The 24,469-nt window shown below is 54.9% G+C and carries 17 protein-coding genes; 7 read left to right on the top strand and 10 right to left on the bottom strand.

Annotation, left to right across the window (positions count from 1 at the left end):
• Positions 1-51: 51 nt before the first annotated feature.
• The 3 genes from IEW06_RS15790 to IEW06_RS15780 form a co-directional block, all read right to left on the bottom strand.
• Complete coding sequence (locus IEW06_RS15790) at positions 52-1,257, bottom strand: porin (protein ID WP_223284514.1); 1,206 nt, start codon at positions 1,255-1,257, stop codon at positions 52-54.
• Positions 1,258-1,428: 171 nt separating this feature from the next.
• Positions 1,429-2,142: a spheroidene monooxygenase gene (locus IEW06_RS15785; RefSeq protein WP_229743143.1), complete on the bottom strand. Its 714-nt coding sequence runs from the start codon at positions 2,140-2,142 to the stop codon at positions 1,429-1,431.
• Between the two features lie 233 nt (positions 2,143-2,375).
• The gene (locus tag IEW06_RS15780; protein ID WP_229743142.1) at positions 2,376-2,981 is read right to left on the bottom strand and encodes a pyridoxamine 5'-phosphate oxidase family protein; all 606 of its coding nucleotides are present in this window, start codon (positions 2,979-2,981) and stop codon (positions 2,376-2,378) included.
• 26 nt (positions 2,982-3,007) lie between these two features.
• Between IEW06_RS15780 and IEW06_RS15775 the strand changes: the two genes are divergently transcribed.
• Together IEW06_RS15775 and IEW06_RS15770 are read left to right on the top strand one after the other, a co-directional pair.
• Entirely contained in the window at positions 3,008-3,625 is a 618-nt protein-coding gene (locus IEW06_RS15775; protein ID WP_187731843.1) for an acyl carrier protein phosphodiesterase, read from the top strand.
• Positions 3,626-3,803: 178 nt separating this feature from the next.
• Positions 3,804-4,352, top strand: a complete 549-nt coding sequence (locus tag IEW06_RS15770; RefSeq protein ID WP_187731844.1) for a DUF4348 domain-containing protein — start codon at positions 3,804-3,806, stop codon at positions 4,350-4,352.
• Between the two features lie 105 nt (positions 4,353-4,457).
• Here IEW06_RS15770 and IEW06_RS15765 read toward each other — a convergent pair whose 3' ends face one another.
• On the bottom strand, positions 4,458-4,973 hold the full coding sequence (locus tag IEW06_RS15765) for an FKBP-type peptidyl-prolyl cis-trans isomerase (RefSeq protein ID WP_187731845.1): 516 nt from the start codon (positions 4,971-4,973) through the stop codon (positions 4,458-4,460).
• A 224-nt stretch (positions 4,974-5,197) separates the two neighbouring features.
• On the opposite strand from IEW06_RS15765, the gene IEW06_RS15760 reads away from it, so the two are divergent.
• Positions 5,198-6,334, top strand: coding sequence for an NHL repeat-containing protein (locus IEW06_RS15760; protein WP_187731846.1), 1,137 nt, complete (start codon positions 5,198-5,200; stop codon positions 6,332-6,334).
• A 451-nt stretch (positions 6,335-6,785) separates the two neighbouring features.
• Positions 6,786-13,802 (top strand): FG-GAP-like repeat-containing protein, encoded by a 7,017-nt coding sequence (locus IEW06_RS15755; RefSeq protein WP_262891924.1) that lies wholly within the window; start codon positions 6,786-6,788, stop codon positions 13,800-13,802.
• A 234-nt stretch (positions 13,803-14,036) separates the two neighbouring features.
• Here the strand turns inward: IEW06_RS15755 and IEW06_RS15750 are convergent, their stop codons facing one another.
• From IEW06_RS15750 to IEW06_RS15725, 6 genes are all read right to left on the bottom strand, one after another.
• A complete protein-coding gene (locus IEW06_RS15750; protein WP_188548562.1) occupies positions 14,037-16,019 on the bottom strand; it encodes an AAA domain-containing protein in 1,983 nt (660 codons plus the stop codon).
• A 125-nt stretch (positions 16,020-16,144) separates the two neighbouring features.
• A complete protein-coding gene (locus IEW06_RS15745) occupies positions 16,145-18,556 on the bottom strand; it encodes a glycoside hydrolase family 2 TIM barrel-domain containing protein (protein WP_187731851.1) in 2,412 nt (803 codons plus the stop codon).
• Between the two features lie 68 nt (positions 18,557-18,624).
• Positions 18,625-18,975 (bottom strand): eL43 family ribosomal protein, encoded by a 351-nt coding sequence (locus IEW06_RS15740; protein WP_188548561.1) that lies wholly within the window; start codon positions 18,973-18,975, stop codon positions 18,625-18,627.
• Between the two features lie 87 nt (positions 18,976-19,062).
• Positions 19,063-19,647 carry a hypothetical protein gene (locus IEW06_RS15735; protein ID WP_187731854.1) on the bottom strand — a complete coding sequence of 195 codons (585 nt, stop codon included), beginning with the start codon at positions 19,645-19,647 and terminating at the stop codon, positions 19,063-19,065.
• 25 nt (positions 19,648-19,672) lie between these two features.
• Positions 19,673-20,287, bottom strand: a complete 615-nt coding sequence (locus IEW06_RS15730; protein WP_187731855.1) for a hypothetical protein — start codon at positions 20,285-20,287, stop codon at positions 19,673-19,675.
• Positions 20,288-20,355: 68 nt separating this feature from the next.
• A complete protein-coding gene (locus IEW06_RS15725; RefSeq protein ID WP_188548560.1) occupies positions 20,356-22,656 on the bottom strand; it encodes an efflux RND transporter permease subunit in 2,301 nt (766 codons plus the stop codon).
• Between the two features lie 162 nt (positions 22,657-22,818).
• Between IEW06_RS15725 and IEW06_RS15720 the strand changes: the two genes are divergently transcribed.
• From IEW06_RS15720 to IEW06_RS15710, 3 genes are all read left to right on the top strand, one after another.
• Complete coding sequence (locus IEW06_RS15720) at positions 22,819-23,037, top strand: hypothetical protein (protein WP_187731856.1); 219 nt, start codon at positions 22,819-22,821, stop codon at positions 23,035-23,037.
• Positions 23,038-23,180: 143 nt separating this feature from the next.
• The gene (locus IEW06_RS15715; protein WP_187731857.1) at positions 23,181-23,507 is read left to right on the top strand and encodes a hypothetical protein; all 327 of its coding nucleotides are present in this window, start codon (positions 23,181-23,183) and stop codon (positions 23,505-23,507) included.
• A 338-nt stretch (positions 23,508-23,845) separates the two neighbouring features.
• The gene (locus IEW06_RS15710; protein WP_187731858.1) at positions 23,846-24,142 is read left to right on the top strand and encodes a TIGR03643 family protein; all 297 of its coding nucleotides are present in this window, start codon (positions 23,846-23,848) and stop codon (positions 24,140-24,142) included.
• Positions 24,143-24,469: the final 327 nt, after the last annotated feature.

Raw genomic sequence — 24,469 nt, 5'->3', positions numbered from 1 at the left:
AGTGGGATTACTAACCTCTCGTCAGCGCTAACGAGCAAGGTCAGTATATGCCTAAATACCCAACTCAAACTGAAACACGCCGCCCCAGCGGTTGCCGGGCGCGTCGAGGTCCCAGTTGCCGCGGGCGGGTTGGTAGCTGGCATTGAGCTGGGCTTTCACGCGGTGCTTGCGCAGGTATTTGGTCAGGCCAAACTCCAGTACGTCCTGCTGATCAACTTGCTCTCTGAGCACACGATTGGGCTGTAGCCAGGAGTAGCGCAGGGCTGGCTCCCAACCGGAGGGAAAATAGTAGGAAAGCTGCTGATTAAGTCCTTGTCCTACAAAAGCATAGCGCAGGTCGTTGGTAGAATCGTAGGTGAAGGGATTGGGACTGGTGCGGCGCATGTATTCCGTCTGATAAGCCCAACCCTGGTATTTCACCATCGCATCGGTGATAAAGGTGCCCAGGTCGACGGGGCTGTACAGCTCCACGCCGAGTTGGCCCCCACTGCGTACGGTTTGCCGGTTGTAGCTGTAGCCCGCCGCCAGCGAAACTTTGGGGGTAGGCTCGCGCTCGATGTCGCCCTCCGAATAGTCGCCGCCGCCCTTAAAGGCGCCCAGGGGCAGCAGCTCGGCGCGGCCCGTGTAAGCCAGGCCCGGACCGGAGCCGTTTGGCCCCCGGCCCTCACCCGTGGTAATGGCGCCTTTCAGCGAATACAAGGCAACCGGGCCCAGCGGATGGGTATAATATGCCTTAATGCCAAAGTCGCGGTCAATGGTGAGGGCGGCATTCACAATAGAGCGCTCCGCAAACTGCAATTGACCCGAGGAAACAACCCGCTGACGGTTACCGGGCTGCTTGTTTAGCCCAAAAGCAAAATAGAGGTTGGGCGTAACATTATAAAAAATGACCGCATCACGCACGATGTTGGCCACGCCCAAGGATTCAAAATCCTGGTCGCCGCGGGAAAAGGAGAGTTGCAGACTGTAGCCGAGTTTTTCCGTAAGTACGTAGCCATCAGCGCGCAGGCGCAGACGGCGCACGCGCGCATCATATTCCCGCACGCTCAGGTCGGTGCCCGACTTAGAGATAAAGCCCGCCCGGTTTTGCATGCGGAAGCGAAAGTTGATGTAAAACAGGGAATCAGCTGAGCGGAATTCCATGCCGTTGAAGCGCATTGGCCGCTCATCATTTTCGACCTGGGCCCGCGCTTCCTGATTAAGACCCAATAAAAGCCCCCCACTCAGGCCAGCGGCTAACAATAAACGTCGTTTCATACGGCCGCAAGTTCGGAAATCGGGCGTGGTCGATAACCAGAAATTTAAATGTGGCGGTCGTGCAGAGCGGGAGCGGAGCATCGCGCGGGATCATGTGTGAGCACTGATCCCGCTAAACACGCGAGATGCTTCGGCTTCGCCTCTGCATGACGTTCAGGTTTTCTGATTTGCTTACAATAACACGCCCGCCAGCGGATTTTTGCCCCCCCAGGTGCCTTCGCTGCTCAGCACCCGAAACCGGGCAAACAGCTCTTCGCCGTACCATTTTTCCTGCCGCGTCAGCCGGATAACCTCCTTGTGCGTGGCATCGCGGTACGCATACTGCTGCATGGCCTGCGCCGACTCCCAGATGCTGAATGTGGCCTGCCGCACCACCGGCAGCTCACCCAGCCCCACGGCTCCCAGCACGCCCTGCGCTTTGGCTATGGCGGCGCTGGTAGGGGCCACGTACCGCCAGAAGCGCGGCGTTTTCCACCACCGAATGGAAGCACGGGTCAGCACGGCCACCGGCCCGTCGCTGGGGGGCATTTCTACAGCGTAGTCAAATGGATTGGTGCCGTCCCAAAGTCCATGCGCTTTGATAGGAGCCAGATGCGCCGTCCAGATTTCCTGGCTCTGGCGCTGGTACTCAACCCACAGCGGATGCGATGCAAAAAACGCTGCGGCCGCCTCCGCCGATTCCCACACCGCCATCATCCCGTACAAATGCAAGTTGGGCCGCAGCCCAAACCCGTTGTCGGCCCCGCTGCCTAGCAGCTTGAAAAACCGCAGCCCCGCCACCTTGCGCAGCGGAGCCTGCGAAGTGCCCATCTGAGCCAGCCCCCAGCGCTTCTGGCCGGGCGCAAGGCCAAATAATGAAATAGTAGTGAGCGGGGAGGAGGTCAAGCGAATGGTATTCAGGTCTGAAAATTAATATGTAAACCTAAAAGAACGTCATGCAGAGGCGGAGCCGAAGCATCTCGCGTGCTGACGAGAGGTTAGTAATCCCACTACCGCGAGCGAGATGCTTCGGCTCCGCCTCTGCATGACGTTCTGATAAAAACGTAATCATGAAAACTAGTAAGCAACAAAAAAGGGCCAGAATTGCTTCCAGCCCTCTCGCATAGCTCAGAAAAGCACTATTTGGGGTTTACTTTGGTATGCTCGTCGCCGGTGGGCTGGTACCGCTCGCCGGTGGCTACGGCTTTCACATAGCCGAAAGCGTGCACCAGTACGTTGCTGGGCTGATCCCAGTACTCGCCGCGCTGTATGTCTACTTTGAGCAGGGAGATATTCGGGTCGTCGGAGCCTTTAGGAAACCAAGTACGCAAGCCTTCATTCCACAGCTCTTTGATTTTCTCGCGGTCATTTACGATGCTGGCAATGCCCGAAATGGACACGTACAGGTTGTCATTAGGCTTGGAGTAGCCCAGGTTGATGTGCCGATCCTGCTGCACCTCATCGATTTTGGCGGAGTCGCGCTCCGTGAAAAACCATAGCGTGCCGGTATTCTCGGGCTCGTGGGTGTACATCGGGCGGCTATGCAGGGTACCATCGGGCTCGATGGTGGTCATCATCGCGATTTTGATGTCTTTGATACGGTCAATCAGCTTGGTAACGTCGTTACTTACGGCTACGTGCTCGGCCATGATTTCTAGGGTTTTGGTGGTGTTTGGAACAGTACCTGGAAATACGGCCGGTGGGGCCGAAGGTTCAGGGCTGTCGAGCTTTTCGCCCTTTCCCAACTGGTCCGGATGTACTTTTGCCCCCCATGAACTTTCTGGCCCACCTGCTGCTCTCTGGCTCGCCCGCCGCCCCCGATTACGCCGATATCGTGGTGGGCAACTTCGCGGCCGAAGCCGTGCGCGGCCGGGCCGGGGTGTTGGCCTACCCGCCCGCGGTGCAGCGCGGCATCCGCCTGCACCGCTTCATCGACTCGTATACCGATGCCCACCCGCTGGTGCGCCGAACCACCGCCCGCCTGCGCGGCGCCGGCCTGGGCAAGTGGGCCGGCGTAGTCTCCGACGTTGGCTTCGACCACCTACTGGCCCGCGACTTCGCCCACTATCACCTCGACGACCCCGCGGAACCGCTGCCCGCCTTTGCCCAGCGCCACTATGCCCTGCTGCACACCCGCCGCCACGAGCTACCCGAGCGCCTCCGCCACCTGCTCCACTACATGCGCCGCGATGATTGGCTCACCGGCTACGCCCGCCCCCAGGGCCTGGAACGCGCCCTGCTGGGCCTTAGCCGCCGCGTACCCAGCGCCGAAATACTAGCCACCGGCGCCGCCGCATTTCTGGCGGAGCTGCCGGCGTATGAAGCGGATTTTCGGGCGTTCTGGCCGGAGCTGAGGGAGGCGGCAAGTCAATCCGTCAACAGCGCATAATAAGGCTGACGTCAGAACTGGCGCGAGCTTGCAGCTCGTGACTACCATGCCGGGAGGCTGCGCCTCCCATGCTAGAACAAAATCGTTTTGGTAAAAGGTGATTTATTGCAGTTCCTGCTTGCCGCTTTGCGGCAGTGGAGGTGCAACCTCCACAATATGGCTAATCACGAGTTACGCTTTGCTAAACTCGCGCTATTTAGAGGGAGATGCTAAACTTGCAATAATTACTATTATATTAATAATAAAAAAATCCTTAAAGATGAATAATGTAAATATTGCGACTATAATCTTAATTACTCTAGTACCAATGATACTAGGGGGCTGTCAAGATAATTATGCTGAAAAGAAAGATTTTAAAGAAGCTAGCCAAGTAGCTAGTAGCAAAGACACTATCTTTTCATTAGAGCCCTTTGATGCTTTTTATAAAAGATTTACGAATGACAGCATATTTCAAATACAAAGGATAAAATTTCCTTTGCCTGGAATAAATACTGATGGAATGGATGTAAGTGATACAATTTATTATTGGCAGAAAGGTAAATGGAGAATGTTTAAAGGAATTCCAAGTGATATTGATACTATAAACTTTGAGGTGAAAAAAATACGATCAGATACCATTGCTATTAATGAGGTGTCGCAAAAACATGTTTCTTTTAGTTCTAAATACATTTTTAAGCCCAAGGAAGGTAGATGGTATTTGGTTTACTATGAAGATATTAATCTGTAATTGTTAAAGACAGAAAAAATCTTTGAAACATTAATATCTTCATAGTAAACAAATAAAAAACGGGACTTTATAGCCCCGTTTTTTATTCAAATCAAATAGTAATCCTTAGTGGTGATGTCCACCTTCGCCGTGCACGTGGCCGTGAGCTAGCTCTTCCTGTGTAGCGTCGCGGACGGCGGCTACTTTACCGTCGAAGTGCATGACCATGCCGGCCAGGGGGTGGTTGAAGTCCATTTGCACTTCCGTGTCGCCGATGGACACTACTTTGCCTTGCATCTGGTGGCCTTCGTTGTCGGACATGGGCAGGAAGTTGCCTTCCTGGAGCATCTCCTCATCTATCTGGCCATCCACTTCAAATACCTGCTTGGGGATGCCCACTACGGCTTGCTGGTCGTAGTCGCCGTAGGCCTGGTCAGGGGTGAGGGAGAAGTTGAAGGAGTCGCCGGCTTGTTTGCCATCAAGCTGATTTTCAAACTCCTCGGGCAAGCCGCTGTGACCGAACAGAAACACCATGGGGCTGTCGGCCTCAGCCGATTCTACCAATACTTTTTCGTTGTTCTCGTCCGTCACGCTGAGGTCGTAGGTGATGGTAACGACTTTGTTTTCGCTGATTTGAGCCATACTGCAGGGGGACTGAAAAGTCCTGGAATGTGGGTTGGAAATGGGTTTCGAGCGGCTAGTTACGGAAATGATGCCTAATGCCAGCGCTACCCTCTGTGATACTGCAACCCAGGCGGTGGGGTTTTGGAGAAGTAAAAATTTGCCCCCCGCCAAACGAGTTTGGTGGCAGGCCGTTAACCTAAACCGTAGAGTACTAAAAACCAATTACCTGCCCAAACTACCCTATGAAAACCAACCTCATAACCCTTCTGCTTGCCTGCGGAGGGCTGCTGGCCAGCTGCCAGTCAAACTCCACCAAAACCGAAGCGACCGATATGCCCGCTGCCGCTGCACCCGCCGATACGGCCGCAGCCACCCCAGATACTATAGCCCAAGTCGGCAGCCCCAAGCTGCTGCACACCCTCGATGAGGCCCACAACACGCCCGATGGTATGGCTTTGGCGCCTAACGGCAACATCATCCTGTCTGTGCCCAATCTGGCCAATAATTCCTATCCGGCCGTGCTCATGGAAATGACCGATACCAGCCTGATACCCTACCTGACCACTTTGCCCCCCGAGCCCACTACCAACAAGGCAGCCCCCATGGACCTCGCCTTCGGACCCGACGGCCACCTGTACTACGCCGAGAATCAGTACGAAAACGACAAAAAATTCAAATCGCGGCTGATGCGGGTGCGGGTGGAAAACGGCAAGCCCGGCACCGTAGAAACGGTGGTCGACAACTTTGCGCTGGCAAATGCCGTGGTTTGGAAAGAAAATAAGATTTATGTAACTGACAGCCAGTGGGATATGCCCAACGACGACAAAGGAAGCGCCGTGCTGGTGTTTACTTTGGATGAGCTAAACAAGGGCGTGGTGCACCTAAAACCCAAAACCAAGGACCCACATGTGTTGGCCACCTTCACCACTCAGGTCAACGAAACCGGCCTAGACAACGGCGCCGACGGCCTCGACTACGACAGCCGCGGCGACTTCTACACCGGCTCCTTCGGTGACGGTACTTTCTATAAATTGACGATGAAGCCCAATGGTACGTTGGCCAAAAAAGAAGCCCTCAAGCTCACCGGCGACAAAATAACCTGCGTCGATGGCCTCGTCATCGACCGCGCCACCGACAAAGTCTACGTCTGCAACTCCCGCGACAACGCCATTCAGGTTATCAACCTGAAAAACAACTCGGTAACCACCCTGGCCAAAAACGGTGACACCAACGGCGCCAATGGCCTCCTCGACCAGCCCGCCGAAGTGCTGCTCAACGGCAAGCGTCTCTATGTGACCAACTTCGATAAGCCGGAGAAGAACTTTGTGAATACAAAGTCAGACGCGCCGCATACGATGTCGGTGATTGATTTGAAGTAGCCTCACCCCCCAGCCTAATTTCGCTTAAAGCGCGAAGTCCCGCGGAGCGGGGCGCCAGACTACTCATGCTACGCGGCTACGTTGGCTAACGCACCCGCCACTAATCTAGCAGTAGCATAGAGTACTATATCTAGCATAAAAAGCCCCCTAGAATAGTTCTGGGGGGCTTTTTTTGCTAGATATATTCGGTTTCTGTACTGAGGGCGCGGGCCGGAGAGGTAGTGTTGGCCATGTCCATACAGCATATGAAAGAACCGCCTTTCATCCATTTTATGGATTGTGCTATAGAAGATTAAATCGTGATTTCTAGTAGATTTTAAAATTTATAAAGAAGTTACTTAAATGGCTTTATAATTCATTTAAACCCGAAATTCAGGCTTTATAATTGTACTATATTTATGTAAGACTTGGTTTGTACTATTTGAACTTTTACTTCATCAGCTATAGGCGTATGCGTCAATACTTTACATGTAATATTTTATTTTTTCTATCTATTTGGGTTTTCCTTGGGATAGGCAGTGGCTCAACGGTGTGGGCACAAGCACCAACTGTAGTAAGCATGCAACCTGTGCGTCATGCGGCGGCAGCACCCCGCGTGGAGCCCGTGACATTGAATTTTACGCAAGCTATTACGACCTCCTCGGCTACTAATCTGCGGGTTTATGGTAGTCAGGGACGCGGCCTGCTTTCCGGTCGGCTTAACGGTGGCCACACATCTACGCTGGTCTTTTCGCCAGTTCAGCCCTATGCTCCTGGCGAGCGCGTAAGCGTAAGTATACCTACCACGCTTACGAGTACGGGAGGTATAGGGGCCAGGCGCCATGTATACACCTTTACAGCTGCAACTGCGGGATTAGGGCAAGGTTTCTTCCTCGACACAACTGAAGTTGCTCCCACTAACTCCCGCGATCAATTACTGGGAGACCTTGATAATGATGGCGACTTAGACCTAGTGACCTCGTCGGGATTGTTCGGCATGTATTCATACATGAATAACGGCCAGGGGCACTTTACGCCACTTTTCAATTCCGTTGTAGGAAGTACACCTAGTGGAGCTACTCTGGCCGATATAAACCAGGATGGCTATCTAGACTTGCTGGCGGGCGATGCTGATAACGCCACCGTAGGTATTGGATTTGGCGACCATGCTGGAAGTTTCGGTTTCCTCAATTTAGCTGGACAATTAGTATCAGTGGGCGCACGACCAGTAAGCGTGGCTACCGGCGACGTAGACGGCGATGGGGACCTGGACTTTGTGTCGGCTAACCACTGGGGTAATTCCGTGACGGTAGGCTTCAATGGTGGTGCCGCTCAACTTTTTAAGTTTACCGCTACCGCTAGTGTAAGCGTAGGTATAGAGCCTACTACGGTGCAGCTGGCTGACTTGGACAATGACGGCGACTTAGATGTTCTCACCAGCAATAGTGGCAGTAATTCGGTTAGTATCCGGTTCAATAATGGGCTTGGCGGCTTTAGCGGCACTACGAGCGTGGCGGTAGGCGGGGCGCCTTCTGACCTGGACCTAGCTGACCTAGACCTGGATGGCGACCTGGACTTGGTTACCGCCAACGCAGCTGATGGGACGGTGAGCGTGCGCCTTAATAGCGGCTTGGGCGGCTTTACTGGTACTACTACCTTAGCCTTACCGCCTGGTAGCACTCCCACGGGGCTACGTACTGGAGACGTGAATGCTGATGGCGCCCCAGATCTGGTTGTAGCACAGGGCCGCGGGGGGCAAATTATTACGTTTCTTAATAATGGAACAGGTGGTTTAGCTGCTCAATTTGGAGCGTTAGAATTAACGGCCAAGTTTGGGTTGCCCACCTCCTTAGGCGTAACGCTAGGGGACGTAGACGGTGATGGTGACCTGGACCTAATCACGGCTGATGAGCAGCGGGGCCGCGTAATATTGGGCCGAGATGGATTAGCTCCATCAGTAGGAATTCCCACCTTAAATGCCTTTTCGCCAGGGGCTGGGCCAGTAGGAGCCACCGGCATCCGCCTAGCGGGCACCAATCTTAGTAGCACTACCGGCGTTTATTTCAATGGCGTAAGTGCGCGCTTTGTGGTTAACTCTAATTCGCAGGTGGTGGCAGTAGTGCCGACCGGTGCCAGCACGGGACCGCTACGCATCACTACCGTAGGAGGCTCAGTGACTTCCGTCCAACCCTTCGTTGTGACAGAGGGGCCTGTGCCTCCAGTGCTTGTAACGTCTACTACACCACAAGCAAATGCCCTCAATGTAAGTGCTACCGCAAATCTACAGGCTACCTTTGCTAGTCCGATTACCGACTTGTCGGCTCCTGCCATGCACGTATTTGGTTCGCAACGGCGGGGGCGGCAGCTGGGGGGCATTAGTGGTGGAAACACTACCACCTTGAGTCTGACTCCTAACCCAGCTTTTGCTCCGGGCGAACACGTAGCGTTAAGCCTGCCAGCAGGCCTAACAGGAACTTCAGGTGGTTCGGTGCAGCCCCGGGTAGTAGAGTTTCGGGTGGCAACGGGCGGCTCAGGCGAGGGCATCTTCGCGGAAGCGGGTAGCACGAGTATCCCGCTACCAACGCCTTCGGTTGGAGTACGAGCAGCCGACTTAGATAACGATGGCGACCTCGACCTTATTAGCAGCCCTCAGGTCACCGGTTCGGGTACTCTGGAATTGCGCTTCAATGACGGACAGGGCCGCTTTAGCCCGATGGCAAGTAGCGCCCCGCCTGCCCTAGTAGGTGCCTCAGGCGAGATACTGCCTGTCGATGTGGATGGGGATGGCGATTTCGACTTGCTCGTATCAGAGGGCTATTCGGACGCCTTGAGAATACCCCGCATTAGCGTGTGGCATAACAACGGACAGGGACGCTTCACACCTGGTACACCGTTCTCTGTTGTGCGGGAGGCAACCAAGATACGCGTGGGCGACTTAGATGCTGATGGTGATCTGGACATAGTTTTCCGGGAGGACAACGATATAGTGCGGGTAGCTCTCAATAATGGAAGCGGAACGTTCACCTTAGCCGGCATAGCTAACTGTCCTAATATCTATCAGTTGCGCCTAGCCGACCTGGATCGGGATGGTGACCTTGATGTATTGGCCCTGTCTTCGCCTTGGCAGGGCGACCAGCTGGTGACTATCCTAAATGACGGACGGGGTGGGCTTACCGCTCAAACTCCAGCACGGATTTTTTTGCCGCGAAGTGTACAAGACTTAGCCGTGGGTGACCTTACGGAGGACGGAATTCCCGATGCGGTAGTTGTTGCTTACAACTACGGCAGCACCACTGCTACCTTGCCTGGCATGCTGGCCATATGGCCCGGGCAAGGTACTGGGCAGTTTGGTCCCCGCTCCACCCCAATTGAAGTCGGTGTGTATCCGCGGTCCGTCAGCTTGGCTGATGTCAACGCGGACGGTCACCTTGACATACTAACCCTCGCCGCAGGTGGCAGCGACGGATCGATTCTGCCGCCCGCTGAGTTAAATGTACAGCTAGGCGACGGGCATGGGGGAGTACACCAACCGAATACTCAAATTTTAGCTGCGCAAGGCAACCTAGTATTTAGTTCTGAGTTGGGAGACTTCGATGGAGATGGGGACTTAGACGTTGTATATAATAATCGGGAAAATAATGCATTAACTGTCCGGTTTAACCAAGGGCGCCCGGCTCCAACAGTGACTTCTTTCTCGCCAGCACAAGGCTCCGTTGGCGCGCGCGTGGTGCTGAGCGGCACTAACCTAAACAGCGCCCGGCAGGTAACTTTTGGGGGTGGGGCAGTAGCGGCCGTGCAGGTTTTATCACCCACTCAATGTGTGGCTATTATACCCGCTGGAGCAGTTTCCGGCCCGCTGCTTGTTACGACTCCGGGCGGAACGGGCAGCAGTGCGGGCAGTTTTACAGTAGTTGAACCTGTAGCCGCAATAAATCTTAGTCCTGCTCGCAACTCCCTGCGTGCCCCTAATAACGCGGATGTGGTTTTGCGCTTGAGTCAAAGCTTGGACGCTAACGCCGCTGCTGCCCTGGTCGTAACTAGTGAACAGCGGCAGGGGCGTCGTACAGGCACTGCTAGCGGTGTGGGCACGGCGGAGCGGCGTTTTGATCCAGCTCTGGATTTTACACCAGGTGAACGGGTGCAGGTTTCGTTGCCCGTACCCAGCCAACTATCCTCCAATACAGCTCAGTCCCAGGTATACGACTTTACTGCCGCCACGGGTGGACCTGGCCGCAATAACCTGCGCTGGGCAAGCTACGTGGCATTTGGTAGCGGCCCCACTGGAGATTTTGATGAAGATGGAGCTCCTGACTTAATAAACAGTGAAGGAAGAGAGGACCGCCTGCGCCTATTGTTTAATGATGGCAAGGGCCATTTTGGGGTGCGCACTACTACACTGGCTAACCCATTGATACGGGCTCTAAAAGTAGCGGACATCAACGGGGATGCTCACCTGGATCTGGTTATGAGCGAATACGTCACACGCAATTCAAACAACCGGGAAATTAATCGCCTCGTCTGGCGAGCTGGCACGGGCACGGGCAGCTTTGGCCCAGCGCAGCTGGTACATCAGGTAAGCGGCACAGCACCGAACATAGTCATTGGCGATTTAAACGGGGACGGCTTACCCGACATAATGGCCCTGATCCGGGAGGTGGATAGCGTTATGGTTTCCCTGAATTTGGGCAATGGAACCTTTCTACGGCAGGCAAATGTGGCTTCGGCGCCCTATGCCATGGCTATAAGCTTAGCTGACATCAATAATGATGGAATGCTCGACTTACTGACCTCGGGTACCGGTACTGCCTTTCTTTACAAAAGCCTAGGAATGGGAAATGGAAGCTTTGTGCCACAGCCCCCGCTGTCATTGGGTGGGCAGACGGGCGCCGCAATAGAGGTCGGTGACGTTGACTCCGATGGTAACCTCGACTTAGTTTTAGGTACCTCGGGAAGCGCAATATTATATCGGGGTGACGGGCGGGGTGAGTTTGGCCCTATGCAGGTGATAGGCTCATTGGGAAGGTCGAGCTATCTGCGCTTAGGCGACTTTGATGCTGATGGTGACTTCGATCTTCTAGTGGCAAATAATGAGCGCTATTTAGGGGTTCACTTGCTCTCCAATGACGGAGCAGGAAACTTTAGTCAGGCTGCCGTAGTGGGGGAGAATACCAACCCAGACCATGTAACCGTAGCTGATTTTGACCTCGATGGCAGCCTAGATATCGTTTTGGGTGGTGACAGCTTGACTGTTCCTGGTAGACTTGATACGAAGACAGGTCTGTTTACCTATTTAAACCATTCTATTGCGCCCGTTATTGTAGGATTTACCCCCCAGAGTGGCAGCGCAAGTGCCGAAATCACGCTTTCAGGACTAGGACTAGGCAGCGTGACCCGCGTAACAATAGGTGGAGTGCCAGTAGCCTTTACGGTAGAGTCGGAGAGCCAACTCAAACTCACTATTGATCCTAATACGGCTACTGGCCTAATTGTCGTTACTTCACCTCATGGCGTGGCTACGAGTACTAGTCCGTTCACGGTACCAACGCCTTCCATTACGAGCTTTACGCCCGGTAGCGGCGCAGTGCACCGGCTGGTTACGGTGACGGGGACTTATTTTGGCGGCGTTACTGCCGTGCGCTTCAACGGTGTGACGGCCCCTGGCTTCAAGCTACTGTCCGGCAATCAGCTTACAGTGTTGGTGCCCGCTGGCGCTGGCACCGGCCCTCTGAGCATTACGACGCCCAGCGGTACGGCTACTAGCCGCGAGGTATTTACATCTTCGACTGCAACGGGTTTGTTGCCCAGCCGAAATGGCCTTAATGTGGCCCCTGGTGCGAATCTAACCATGGAATTTTCGCAACCTGTGAGCGCGTCCGCCGCTGCTCATCTGCGTGTATATAGCAGCCAGCGTCAGGGCCTGCGAGCCGGTGTACTGACTGGAGCTGGCACAGGCTCGCTCACCTTTAACCCTACCTTGGACTTTGTTCCTGGTGAGTTGGTGAGCGTGACCTCACCCGACGCGCTTTTGGGGGTACAAGGCAAGACTTCGTCCAAGCAGGTGTACCAGTTCAGGGTGGCTACAGGCGGCACTGGGCAGGGCACATTTGTCGCTGATTCCGATTTGCCCCTCAAACTCACTTCCTCCGCTATCCGGCTGGGTGACATGGATGGTGATGGTGATCTGGATATGGTACTCAGTGTAGACACCAATGGTGACGACTATGTTGCGGTGGCCCTCAACACGGGCAACGGTAAATTTGCCCCACCGGTCTATACGCGGATAGAACACGCTTATGCCTGCTTACATCTCGGGGACTTTGACGGAGACGGAGACCTGGATGTAATAACCTCCGAGGGGAGCAATGTTGTTGTTTTCTCCAATGACGGGACTGGGCTACTTAGTCTCAAGCAGAGACTGTTGCCACTAGGGGGAGTAAGAGGCAGCATCCATGAGTTCCCTGTGGAGGTAGGCGACATAGATGGGGATGGAGACCTTGACATAATAACGGGCAACTCAAGCCAAACTGCTATTTCAACACTACATAACGACGGAACTGGCAACTTCAGCGCTGAGCCGCAGCAGCAGATGAGTAGTTCATTTTCATTCATTCGCCTCGGTGACGTCGATAATGATGGTGACTTAGATCTGCTGGCAGCACCAGTGGGTACTTTAAGTCGAACTAACCACGTGCTAACAGTGCGGCTCAATGATGGCAACGGCAAATTTATTACCAACGCTGACGTAGTATTAGATAGGGCACCTACCACCCTAAAGCTTGGTGATATGGACGGTGATGGCAACCTGGATGTTGTACTAACTGACCGACCAGATTTTAGGCAGTGGGGAATAACAGTATTGCTCAACGATGGCACAGCGCGCTTCGCCAGTGCCGGACAGCGTCGGTTCATTTCTGCCAGCAATGATGTTGCCTACGTACTAGAATTGGGCGATGTAGATGCTGATGGTGACCTAGATGTCTTGACGTATGGCTTTGATTTTACTGCCAATGCTACTCAGAGCGTACGTTTATTTCTCAATGATGGGCGCGCTACGCTCACTAGTATGGCGGGTTTCTCCAGTCTTGGTGTACAATGGGACTTGATTTTGGGCGACGTTGATGGTGATGGTGACTTGGACTTGGTTACCGATGATAATAGAGGCCGCGGTGGGGTCACCATCCGACTGAACGGTCGCGGAGTGCCTTTAGCAACAAGGACCAGCACCCCGCTAGGAGGACTCGTTACCTTATATCCAAACCCTGCACACCAACAGTTTAATGTTGGGCTACCCGCCGGGTTGCTAATGCAGGCCGGGACGCTTGCGTTGCTCAATAGTCTCGGACAAGTAGTACATGAGCAAGGTATCTCTGCTGCCCCGGTGGGTGGTCAAGTATTTGTTTACCCGCGTAACTTATCCCCAGGGCTCTATTTTGTGCAGCTTACGATAGGGGAAAATCAACAGGTAGTAGGGCGTATTCTGTTACAGTAAATGGTAAAGTAGAGCAGCGAGATACCTGCACAGTTAAAGCTAACAGTCTATCTGTCGTTGATCTTCTCGTGGTTTAACATGTAAAAAGCCCCCCAGAAATATTCTGGGGGGCTTTTTAAATGTTAAAAATATCATAAACGCTGCTGCCAAATCGGTAGTAGTAGCGGAGGCAGGAACCGACATAGCCGCGCCATTAGGCTCCCCTTTTCCACGGGAAATGGCCCACGTGAGGCCCTACTGCATCTCCCAGGCCGTTCTATACGCCCCGATACTCTCCACATAATCCAGAAAGTCCTTGTAGAAAGGGTGCCGACCCAGCGTGCTGGAGTCACCTACGATGAGGAGCTTGCGGCGGGCACGGGTCATGCCTACGTTCATGCGACGGATATCGGAGAGGAAACCGATGTCGCCGGCTGAGTTGGAGCGCGTCATCGATACGCAGATAATATCGCGTTCCTGGCCTTGGAAGGCGTCCACGGTGCCCACGGTGAGCAGGCGGTGGGTGGTCATTTCGGCTAGCTCAGGCGTTTCTTCTACTTTGTCCTTCAGGTAGTTGATCTGGGAGCGGTAGGGGGCAATTACGCCCACCGTTAGCAGATCTTCCAGGTGGTCTTCGGGCACGTAGGCGGCCAGCAGCTCGGCCAGGCGGCGTAGGAGTAAGTCGGCTTCTTCGGGGTTAGCCACGGAGCGGCTTTCGGCGATGCCCATTTCCTGGAAGCCAAAGCCGGCGGTGTCCAGAAACTCTACGGCCAGGTCGGGGGCGAAGCGGAGGTCGTAGTCGGGGAGGTCGGCGTGGCGGACGGTGGAGTGGGCTATGAGCTTGTTGTCGTAGAACTGGGCCGAGCTGAAGGCCATAATCTGCTCGTGCATACGGTATTGCACTTCCAGCATACGGGCCACGTCGGGCTGGCGCTGAATGCACTTTTCGAACAGCGTTTCGCGCAGACCGTCGCGGGCGGCTTGCTCACTTTTCACCGTGGGGGGCAATTGGCAGTGGTCGCCGGCCAGCACCACGCGGTTGGCGCGGGTGATCGGAATCCAGCAGCCGGGTTCCAACGCCTGCGCGGCTTCGTCGATAAAGACGGTTTCGTAGGTGAGGTGGCGAATGGCGCGGTTGCCGGCACCCACCAGCGTGCAGGTGATTACCTGCACCTTATCCAGCAAATCCTCCGTGATGTAGCGCTCCAGCTGATCCGATTCCTGCAGCATCTGGTGAGCCTGCTCTTTGAGCATGCGCCGCTGCTCGCGCTCTTCCCACCCGAAATGGCGCTTGAATTTGCCGGCCATCTCACGGTATTGCTCCGCCGTCTGCCGCATCGATTTTAGCTCCGAGTAGCTCTTATGATTCATAATCTGAGCGTCCAAGGTATGCTCCAGCAGCAAATCGGACACGCGCGAGGGGTTACCCATGCGAATGACGTTTACGCCGCGCTCAGCTAGCTTTTCGGTGAGCAAGTCCACAGCCGTATTGGAGGGCGCACACACCAGCACCCGCCGCTCGCGCCGGATGGTTTCGATGATGGCCTGTACCAGCGTAGTAGTTTTGCCCGTGCCGGGAGGGCCGTGAATAATAGCCACATCCTGCGCCGCCAACACGTGGCGCACCGCGGCAAGCTGCGACTCATTCAGCGGGCTCGGATAGTACAGCATGGCTTCTGCATCGGGCTTAAAACGGGCTAATTTGCCCCCCAGCAGCACATCGCGCAGGTCAGCCAGGCGCGACTCATACGCACCCATGACTTTGCCCAGGGCGTAGTCCATTTCACGGTAGCTAACCTCATCAAAGGTCAGATCAACGCCCAGCTTGCCTTCGTCGACCCAATCGGGGAGGTCTTCTTTATTAGTGGCGAGCAGGATTTTATTGCGGCGCACGGCCGTAATCACGCCGTTGAGCGTGGGCCGGTCGGAGCCGGCGCGGTTGGGAATATTACCGAAGAGGGCGGCATTACGGCCCACTTGAAATAGGTGCAGACTGTTTTGGCTGGCCGGGCGCTCCAATTCGAGCACCAGCTTGCCGCCAAAGCCTATTTCTTCTTTCGTAATCTTAACCGGATACCAAGTCAGGCCGCGGTGCTGGCGCTCGGCGATGGTCGTTTTGGCACTCTTGATTTTAAACTGCTCCAGGTCTTCCTGCTGCTCCAGCTTCAGCAGGGCCTGCACCTTGCGCAGCTCTTTTTCCAGCGCGTAAGGGTCGGTGAGGATATGTTGTTCAGACAAAGGAATCGGGATTGGATAGATCGTTGGTAACAACGAAAACGGAGAAATAGTGGCTGAAGGCAGAAAGGATTTTTGCGAGAATCAGCAATGATCCTAATACGAGTTAGTAGCTATGAAAGAACTGTCTACTCAGCCGCTATAGTCACTTCCACAGCCGGCAACCCTTCCGCACTAGCCCGCAGCGTAATCTTACCTGCCTGCTCACCCGACTTCACTATAACCAGCGCCCGCCCTTGCCAGGCGTTCCGCTGGGGGCGCTGGTAGCTCTCGATGCTGGTGGGGTTGGCATTGCCCACGCCGACAATGGTACCGGGGCCGCTTAGCTCAAACTTCAGGGCGTTATCAGCTTTGGGGTGGCGGATGCCTTTGCTGTCGACTAGCTCTACGGTGATATAGCTCAGGTCCTGGCCGTTGGCGCGGATGGTTTGGCGGTCAGGGGTGAGGGCGAGGCGAGTGAGTTTATCCGCCGATTGTAGCGTGGCTGTAGCTACCTCTTTAGCGCCGGTGCGGCCGATGGCTTTTAGCTCGCCAGGTTGGTAGGGCACGCTCCAGGTGGCCATGAATTTGGTGGCGCGGGTGGTGGGTTTTGTGCCGAGGCTTTTGCCGTTCAGGAAAAGTTCAACCTGCTCGCAGGAGGAATACACATCCACGGTCAGGGGCTTATTTTCCTGGCCCGGCCAGGTCCAGTCGGCGAGCACGTCGTGCCATTCCCACTTGCTCCATTCTTCCTTCTGGTTGGGGTTCAGAGGGAAAGAGGGCGTGGGGGGCTTTACGAAAAGCGAAACCTGGTTTTCTTTCCAGAGCGCATCGCGGTAGTAGGACTGAGGCCGCTTCCAGCCGCAAATATCAATGTCGCCGCAGAAGGCGAGGTTCCAGGGGTAAAAGCTTTGGTACTGCCAATAGCCCAGCCAGCCAATGCTGGCCTCGCCGATGTAATCCACGGCGGTCCAAACGAAGTCGCCAATCACGTAGGGATAATCTACCACACCCATCCAGCTGCCAAATGCTTCCAGCGGATACGACTCCGCGCCGTACATCACGCGCTTGGGCAGGCGGGCGTGGTCCTTGGCGTAGATATCCTTCTGGTGATGGTCGCCGCCGGCAGCGTAGTTGTAGCCGGCCACGTCGAGCACGGCGAAGTAGGGGTCTTTGTCGGGGCCGAGGCCATTGACGGCGGCGGTAATGGCCCGCGTGGAATCAAGGGTGCGAATGTAATCGGCGAGCTGGCGGGCGGTTTTTACGCCTTCAGGCTTGCCGCGCTCCGGTATCTCATTGCCCAGACTCCAGAGAATGATAGACGGATGATTTCGGTCGCGCAGCACCATGCTGGCCACGTCTTTTTGCCACCACTGATCAAAGTACAGATGGTAATCGTAGGGGTTTTTGCCTTGTCGCCACATATCAAAAGCCTCGTCGATGACGAGCATGCCCAGCCGGTCGCAGGCGTCGAGTAGGGCGGGTGAGGGCGGATTGTGGGAGCACCGAATGGCGTTGTAACCGCTGGCTTTGAGCAACTCAATCTTGCGCTCCTCGGCCCGGTCGTAGGCGCGGGCGCCTAGGGGGCCGTTGTCGTGGTGAATACAGCCGCCTTTCAGCTTCACGGTCTGCCCATTTAGCTGAAATCCGTTTTTGGCATCGATAGAAATGGAGCGAATACCAAACGGCGTTTCTACCTGATCGATGAGCTGCTGGCCCTGATAAACTTCCGTCAGGGCCATGTACAGCGCCGGTTTCTCCACCGACCACCGCTCCGGCGACTTCACCGCCAGGGCCTGCACGAGCGTAGCCGTAGAGCCAGCCGCCACCGTTTGCTTCGATTCGGTGCGGGCCACCTCGCGCCCCTGGGGGCTGCGCAGAGTGGTAACAAGCCTGATTTGCGCCGCCTGAGGGCTCTTATTGGCTACTTTGGTCTGGGCTTTTACCCGGGCTTCGGTCGGGGTTATCTTCGGCGTCGTGAAAAAAGCCCCCCAGGGCTCCACATGCACCGGGTTTTGCACCGTGAGCCACACGTGCCGGTAAATGCCTGAGCCAGAGTACCAGCGGCTGTTCAATCCCTCGTTCCTGACCTGTACGGCCACCACGTTGTTGGCCCCAAACTGCACTTTGTCGGTGATGTCGTACCAGAAGCTGGTGTAGCCGTAGGGGTTCGTGCCCAAAAGCTGGCCATTCAGCCAGACTTCGGCATTCATATACACGCCATCGAACTGAAGCTGAACGCGTTGGCCTTTCTGGGTAGCGGGCACCACAAAGGTTTTGCGGTACCAGCCGGTGCCGCCTGTGGTAAAGCCGCCGTTTACCTGGCTAACGGCGTCGGGGTTGAAAGGAGAGGCGGTGCCCGGCATGTCCTCGATGCTCCAGTCGTGGGGCAGGTCGAGGGTGCGCCACTGCTTATCGTCGAAAGCGGGTTTTTCGGCCCCCTGCGCGCCGCCCCGATGAAAGCGCCAGCCAGCATCAAACAGAGTGGTTTTGGCGGGGCGGGTTTGGGCGTGCAAGGTCATGGAAAGCAGCAGGGAGAGCAGAATCAGGGTTGACTTCATAGAGCAGGCAAAATGGTATAGCCTTCCGACAATACTCGGGTATTTTTCGTAGCCAACCAGCATTTATCTTATCCCGAAAATTCCTTTCCGCACTGCTGACAAGCGTAAAGCGTAGTGCCCGCATAAAACAGCCGTTTCCACCACGCTTGCCGTAGTGCCGGCGTCGTATCGAGGGAGCCGCAGCGTGGGCAGCGGTGCAATGCTGGCGCGGCGCGCCGCTGCTCAAAGGCAACGACGATTTGGTGGGCAGCCGGGGCCTCGTCTTCCTCAATCAGGAGCTGATAATACAATCCTTCCCCGAAGGGCAGAGAAGGCGGCCCGCAGGTTTTGACCAAGGCCGCAATTTCAGCTTCCCGCAGCTGATTGTACAGATCCACGGCTTCGGCGTACGTCAGGTATTGCGCAGCCGGAAGTAGCATCTTGGAGCCGCTGGGGTGCTTTTTTGGTTAAGTAAACGCTTGGAGAGACGCGAAGTGTCGCGTCTCTCCAAGCGTTTGGGGGCAAATTTATCGGCGGGCGCGGCGGGCGGGGATGCGCTGGCGCAGGCGGAAAATATAGAATAGAAGGCCGGCGCTAAGTACGGCCAGAGCCACGGCCAGCATCTCGCGGCTGGTGCGGTCGGCTTCGGCTTCTTTAGCGGCGGCTTGGGCATCGAGGAGCTTTTTTTCGCGCTGCTTGTCGCGCATCTCCAGGTTTTGGATCTGGTTTTCCAGGTCGTAGAAGCGCTGCTGGGTGCTGCTCTGGTCGGTTTTGGCTACGGTAATCTGCTGCTGAGCCTGCTGCTTTTCGGCCACGATATTAGCGGTGCGGCGCAGGGCATCGTTCTTCACGGCCTGCACAATTTCGGTGTCTTTGCGGATGATGCCTTTCAGTGTTTCCACCACTTCTTGCAGGTCTTTTTTGGAAGGCTGATTGCCAAAAAGACTGTTGCGGCGCGCGTTGGCTTCTTCGTACTGGCGCACTAACAGTTCCCGCTCCTGAATCAGGCGGGTAACGGGGCTGGGCTCCGCAACCGAAACATTTTCAGGTGTTTGAGCCTCAGCGAAGAAGGTGATCAGGAGGAAAAATCCGGAAAGCAAGCGTAGTTTCATACGGCAAAGTAACAACAGCATCTTGTTACTCAGCTAGCGGCCGGCTGCGGTGCTGAAACGGAACGGCCCGACGATAGTCTTTGCCCTTGCTGCGCCGCTGCCACAGAATGTAGCCCAGCAAACCCGCGCTAAACAGGGCCAGGCCGATGGCTAGCATCTCGTGCCGGGTGCGAACCTGCTCGGCTTCGGCGGCGGCGGCCTGGGCTATCAGCAGGCGGGTTTCACGCTCTACTTCCAGCTTTTCGCGCGCCATCTCCCTGATTTGTAGCTCCTCGATCTGGTTTTCCAGAGCCTTATACTGCCCATTTGTAGCCTCCACGGCCTTTGTTTCGGCCTTCTCGCGGGCCACTTCCACCTGCGCTAGTTTGGGCAGAGTGCGCTGCCTCACGGCCTCCAGAATCTCCGTGTCTTTGCGAATGATGCGGCGCAGGGCCGCATTTACTTGGTTGAGGTCTTTTTTGGAGGCTTTTTTTCCAAACAGGCCATTGCGCTGGGCGCTGGTTTGCTCGTAGGCCCGCATCAGCTGCTCCCGCTCCCGAATTTGGCGCAGCAACGGGTCGTTTTCGGCTGCCTGAGCCAGCGCGTTGCCGCCCACGACCAGCAGCGTGATGATGAAAAATAAATACCTCTTGAAACTCATATGGCACTTTAACGGCGAAGTGCGCCTCGTAGTTTGTACGGGCTCGGGCTTCTCTTGAAATCCTCAAATTAGCCCCCCAGCACCGCCACGGGCTGCCTGATTTCCTTGGGCCGGTGCTTGTAAAAATACAGAATCAGCAGGGGCAGCAGGGTCAGCTCGGCCACGACGCCGAAGAGCAGCGTCAGGCCGATGAGCAGGCCCACGTAAAACGTGCCGTCGAAGGAGGAGAAAATCAGGGTAGAAAAGCCCCCCACAAGGATGGTAGACGTGACGATAACCGCTTTGCCGGCCATCAGGTAAGTGCGGCGCACGGCCCGAAACAGATTGGGTTCTTTGAGTAATGTCAGCTTTAACTTGCTGATAAAGTGAATGGTATCGTCCACGGCAATGCCGAAGGCGATAGTGAAAATGATGCTCGTGCTAACCTTCATATTCACGCCCGCAAGTCCCATCACGCCCGCCACTACGATGATGGGCACCAGGTTGGGCACCAGCACCACGGCCGTCATGCGCAGGCTGCGAAACAAGGCCAGCACAATCAGCGTGACCATGACAATGTCGATGCTCATGCCCACAATCATGTCGCGGGTGAGGTTTTCGTTGTTTTTGTCGATGAGGTTGGCCGAGCCGGTGAGACGGGTTTGGAGGATATTGGCGTCGATATTCTGGGCCAGAAACGTGCGCAGCTTGGCATTGGCCGCGTCGGCGCGAATACTGCCAACGTCCGACATGCGGCCCGTGATGCGACCTTCGCGGGCGTCGGGCTGCACCAGGGAGCGAAACTCCGGCAGCTTCCGGAACAGCTTGACTTTAGCCACAATGCGGCGCAGCTCAGCCTCCGAATCGGGCAGGCGATATTCTGCCACATCGCCGCCGTTCAGCGCCTTCCGCACCGACTTTACGATGGTAACCGGCGAGGCCAAAAAGTTCAGGCCGTAATCCTGCCGAAGATAGATTTCGACGCGCTCAATCTGGCGCAGCACCGCCAAATCGTAGATGGTGCCGCCGTTTGCCGGCTTCAAATCCAGCTCGAAAGGCCGTACGCCGGCGAAATGCTGCTCAAAAAAGCCGAAGTCCTGCCGTACCGGGTCGCCCTCCGACAAGTCATCGAGCAGGGCCGAATTAATGCGCACTTGCATGGCCGACGCAATGGACCCGGCAATGATTAGCCCCCCAAGCCCAAAAACCAGCCGCCGCCGCACCAGCACCCAGCGAAACATGCGACCCAGCACGCCGTCCCAGTCGTGGCCGTGCTGGCGAGGTACGCGCAGCTGAGGCTTGCGTAACAGCAGGAGTAGAGCCGGCAACAGCGTGAAGGTGAGCACAAAAGCCAGCAGCACCGAGATGCCTGTGAACAGCCCGAAGTTGTGAATGGGCCGGATGGAGCTGGTCATCAGGGTAAAAAAGCCGATGCTGGTCGTCAGGGCCGACAGGCCGGAGCCGAAGCCCGATTCGCGGATGGTGGTGCGCAACGCCTCACTTTTGGGCGCGCCGTAGCCCAGCTCCGTCACGTAGCGCGTGATGAAGTGAATGGTATCGGACATGCCCACCGTAAACATGATAACGGGCAGCAAAGCTGTCATCAAATCGATGCTAACCCCGCAGGCCGACATCAGCCCCAGCCCCCACAAAATAGCCCCCAGCACCACTACCAGCGGCAATATCACGCCCCACCACGTCCGAAACGTAAACCACAGCAGCCCCGTGACCAGCAGCACCGATAGGCTCATAAACAGAATCATTTCGCGCTGCAACCGGTCAACAAACACCGATTGGGCCACTAGCTTGCCGGCCATATGGTAGTCACCTTCCGCGAAGCCAAGCTGGGTGAGCCTGGTCGTCAGGCTGGTCATCAGCGAGTCGCCGGGGGGCTTTTTCAGGTCGGGCGCGGTCTGGAGCAGCACCGTGACGGCCTTGCCATCGGCGGCAAAAAGGTTGCCCACTAAGCCCGGCGTGCGGTAGATGATGGCCGAATCGGCGGGTAGGCGCGCGGGCTCATCCAGGTGCAGATACGGAATGTTGAACACGCCCAGGCCTTCCACCACGGGGTTGGTAAGCGTGGTGGGCGACGTGACCTGCTCAACGTAGCGCTGGCGCTGGGCAAAGCGCGTAAACGAATCGACGCGAGCCAGAAACGGCGCATTGAACACGCTGCCATCGGCCGGTGCTTCCAGCCCGATCAGCACGTAGTCGTTGTCGTTGCCGAAGCGCTTGGAGTACTGCTCGTAGTAATCCAGGTCGGGGTCGCCGGCAGGGTAGAAGTCGTTGAAATTGTAGTTGAAGCGCAGCTGGGCCACGTAATACACGCCCAGGGCCGAAATGAGGGCCAACACGAGCAGCGTGAGGTAACTAAGTTTGCGAAGGGGCATTCGGGGTAGCTAGAACGGGCAAAACAGCGGCGCGCTTGGCGCTTTGAACCACTGTTTGTACTTTAGAAACGGCGGAGACCAATGGATACCACTAGAAAGGCGCAGCCAAGCCAACCACGCCCCGCCAGGTTTTGTTTCCTCACTTTTACTTCTTCCCCGTTTATGAAAAACGCCCTGCTGGCCCTCGCCCTGTTTGTTTTCGTTGGTACCGCCACCGCCCACGAGGGTAAAGACGAGAAGAAGGCCAAGAAAACCGCCGCCAAAACCTGCAACATGCCCGAGAAAGGCACCGCTGCCTGCTGCATGAAGAAAGACACAAAAACGGCCGTCGTGAAAGCCACCCCAGCGCCGGCCGCCGCGCCAGTTACGAAGTCGCTGTAAAGCATTAAAGAAATAAAAAGGCATCCACTTTAGCGGTAAAAAGGCTAAAGTGGATGCCTTTTTATTTTACGTACTACTTTTATCTACTTTAAGAGAATGCGCATATAATGAGAATATTCTATCGATTTTTTATTGGAGTCTTCTTGTTACCACTTACTATTTATATTCTTTTCTGGTTGCCGTTATTATTTATTCCTTCGTGTCAGGAAGCTGAGGCAAAAGTTACTTTCTATGATACTGTAAAATATGAGCTGAATGTTAGTCCTAATGTCTTTGTCGGTCCAAAAAGAATAAATTCGGAAAAATATCAATGGTATCTGCTTAAAGGGTCTTCAGATACAGTTTTCGTCACAGTTGATATTCATCCTCATAGTCTTGGATTACTTAACTCATTAGGCCTAGACACAAGTAAACCTGACAGTGGTACAACTGAGTGGTTAAGAAAGCATCATCCACGTATCAATAAATGAGAGAAATAAAATTTAATCAACACTTAAAATATATTAAAGGTCTAGCTATACTGCTTTTTATGGCCGCTATGTATTGTGGTCTGGCAACTTTAGATGTTATGGTCAGTCTTAAATATGAAACTAACAGTATGGAAGACTGCATATCGAGTATTACTGGCTATAATTTGTGTTTTATGTTGAAAGTCTATCCGATTGCTGGCGTTAGCTGTTGTCTATTAGCAATGGGATTAGTGGCATGGAGACAAGCCCTTAAGAGATAGTGTAGCCTGCGCAACAGATGCTTTGGAATACATCATATTTCCCATGATTTCCTTACCTACTTATTTATCAAGGAGTATATGAAAGTGCCTGAAAAAGCCCCCCAGCCCCTCTCCGCCGCCGACGTTGACCGCATCATAGAAATGGGCTGGGAAGACCGCACGCCTTTCGAGGCCATCGAAGCGCAGTTTGGCCTGGCAGAGAAGGACGTTATTGCGCTGATGCGGAAAATGATGAAGGCGTCCTCTTTCCGGATGTGGCGCAAGCGCATGACCGGCCGCAGCACCAAGCATCTGGCGCTTCGGGCTGATGATATGGATGGGTTTAAGAGCAATCAGCAGCGCGCTATTTCAATGAATAAGATCAGTAAGCGGTAGTATAAAAAGTCGTTATAAGACCTCCTTCTATCGCAAAGTCGTTGTAGAGAGTAGCTAAAGTGAACAGGAGAAGGCACGCCTGTGAGCGGGGCTTCTTTGTTGATTAGAGTGCCGTAGCCATTATAACTGGCAAAAGGGAAGGAATTATCAATAGGCTGTGATAACATATATCTTAAATGGCACGAGCCTTTACAAGAAGTCGGATAGAAATTTAACAATAATTAATAGTACTAGTCTGATATTTTTTTGTAGCTTAGACAAGTTAACACGGCTGCTTCTCTTCTCCTTTGTGAGTATAAAAGGATTACTGCTCCTCGTGCGCCCTGC

Source organism: Hymenobacter qilianensis, from assembly GCF_014638675.1.
Taxonomy (GTDB): Bacteria; Bacteroidota; Bacteroidia; order Cytophagales; family Hymenobacteraceae; genus Hymenobacter; species Hymenobacter qilianensis.
The sequence above is the reverse complement of the archived record's forward strand: the minus strand, read 5'-3'. Positions and strand labels throughout refer to the sequence as shown.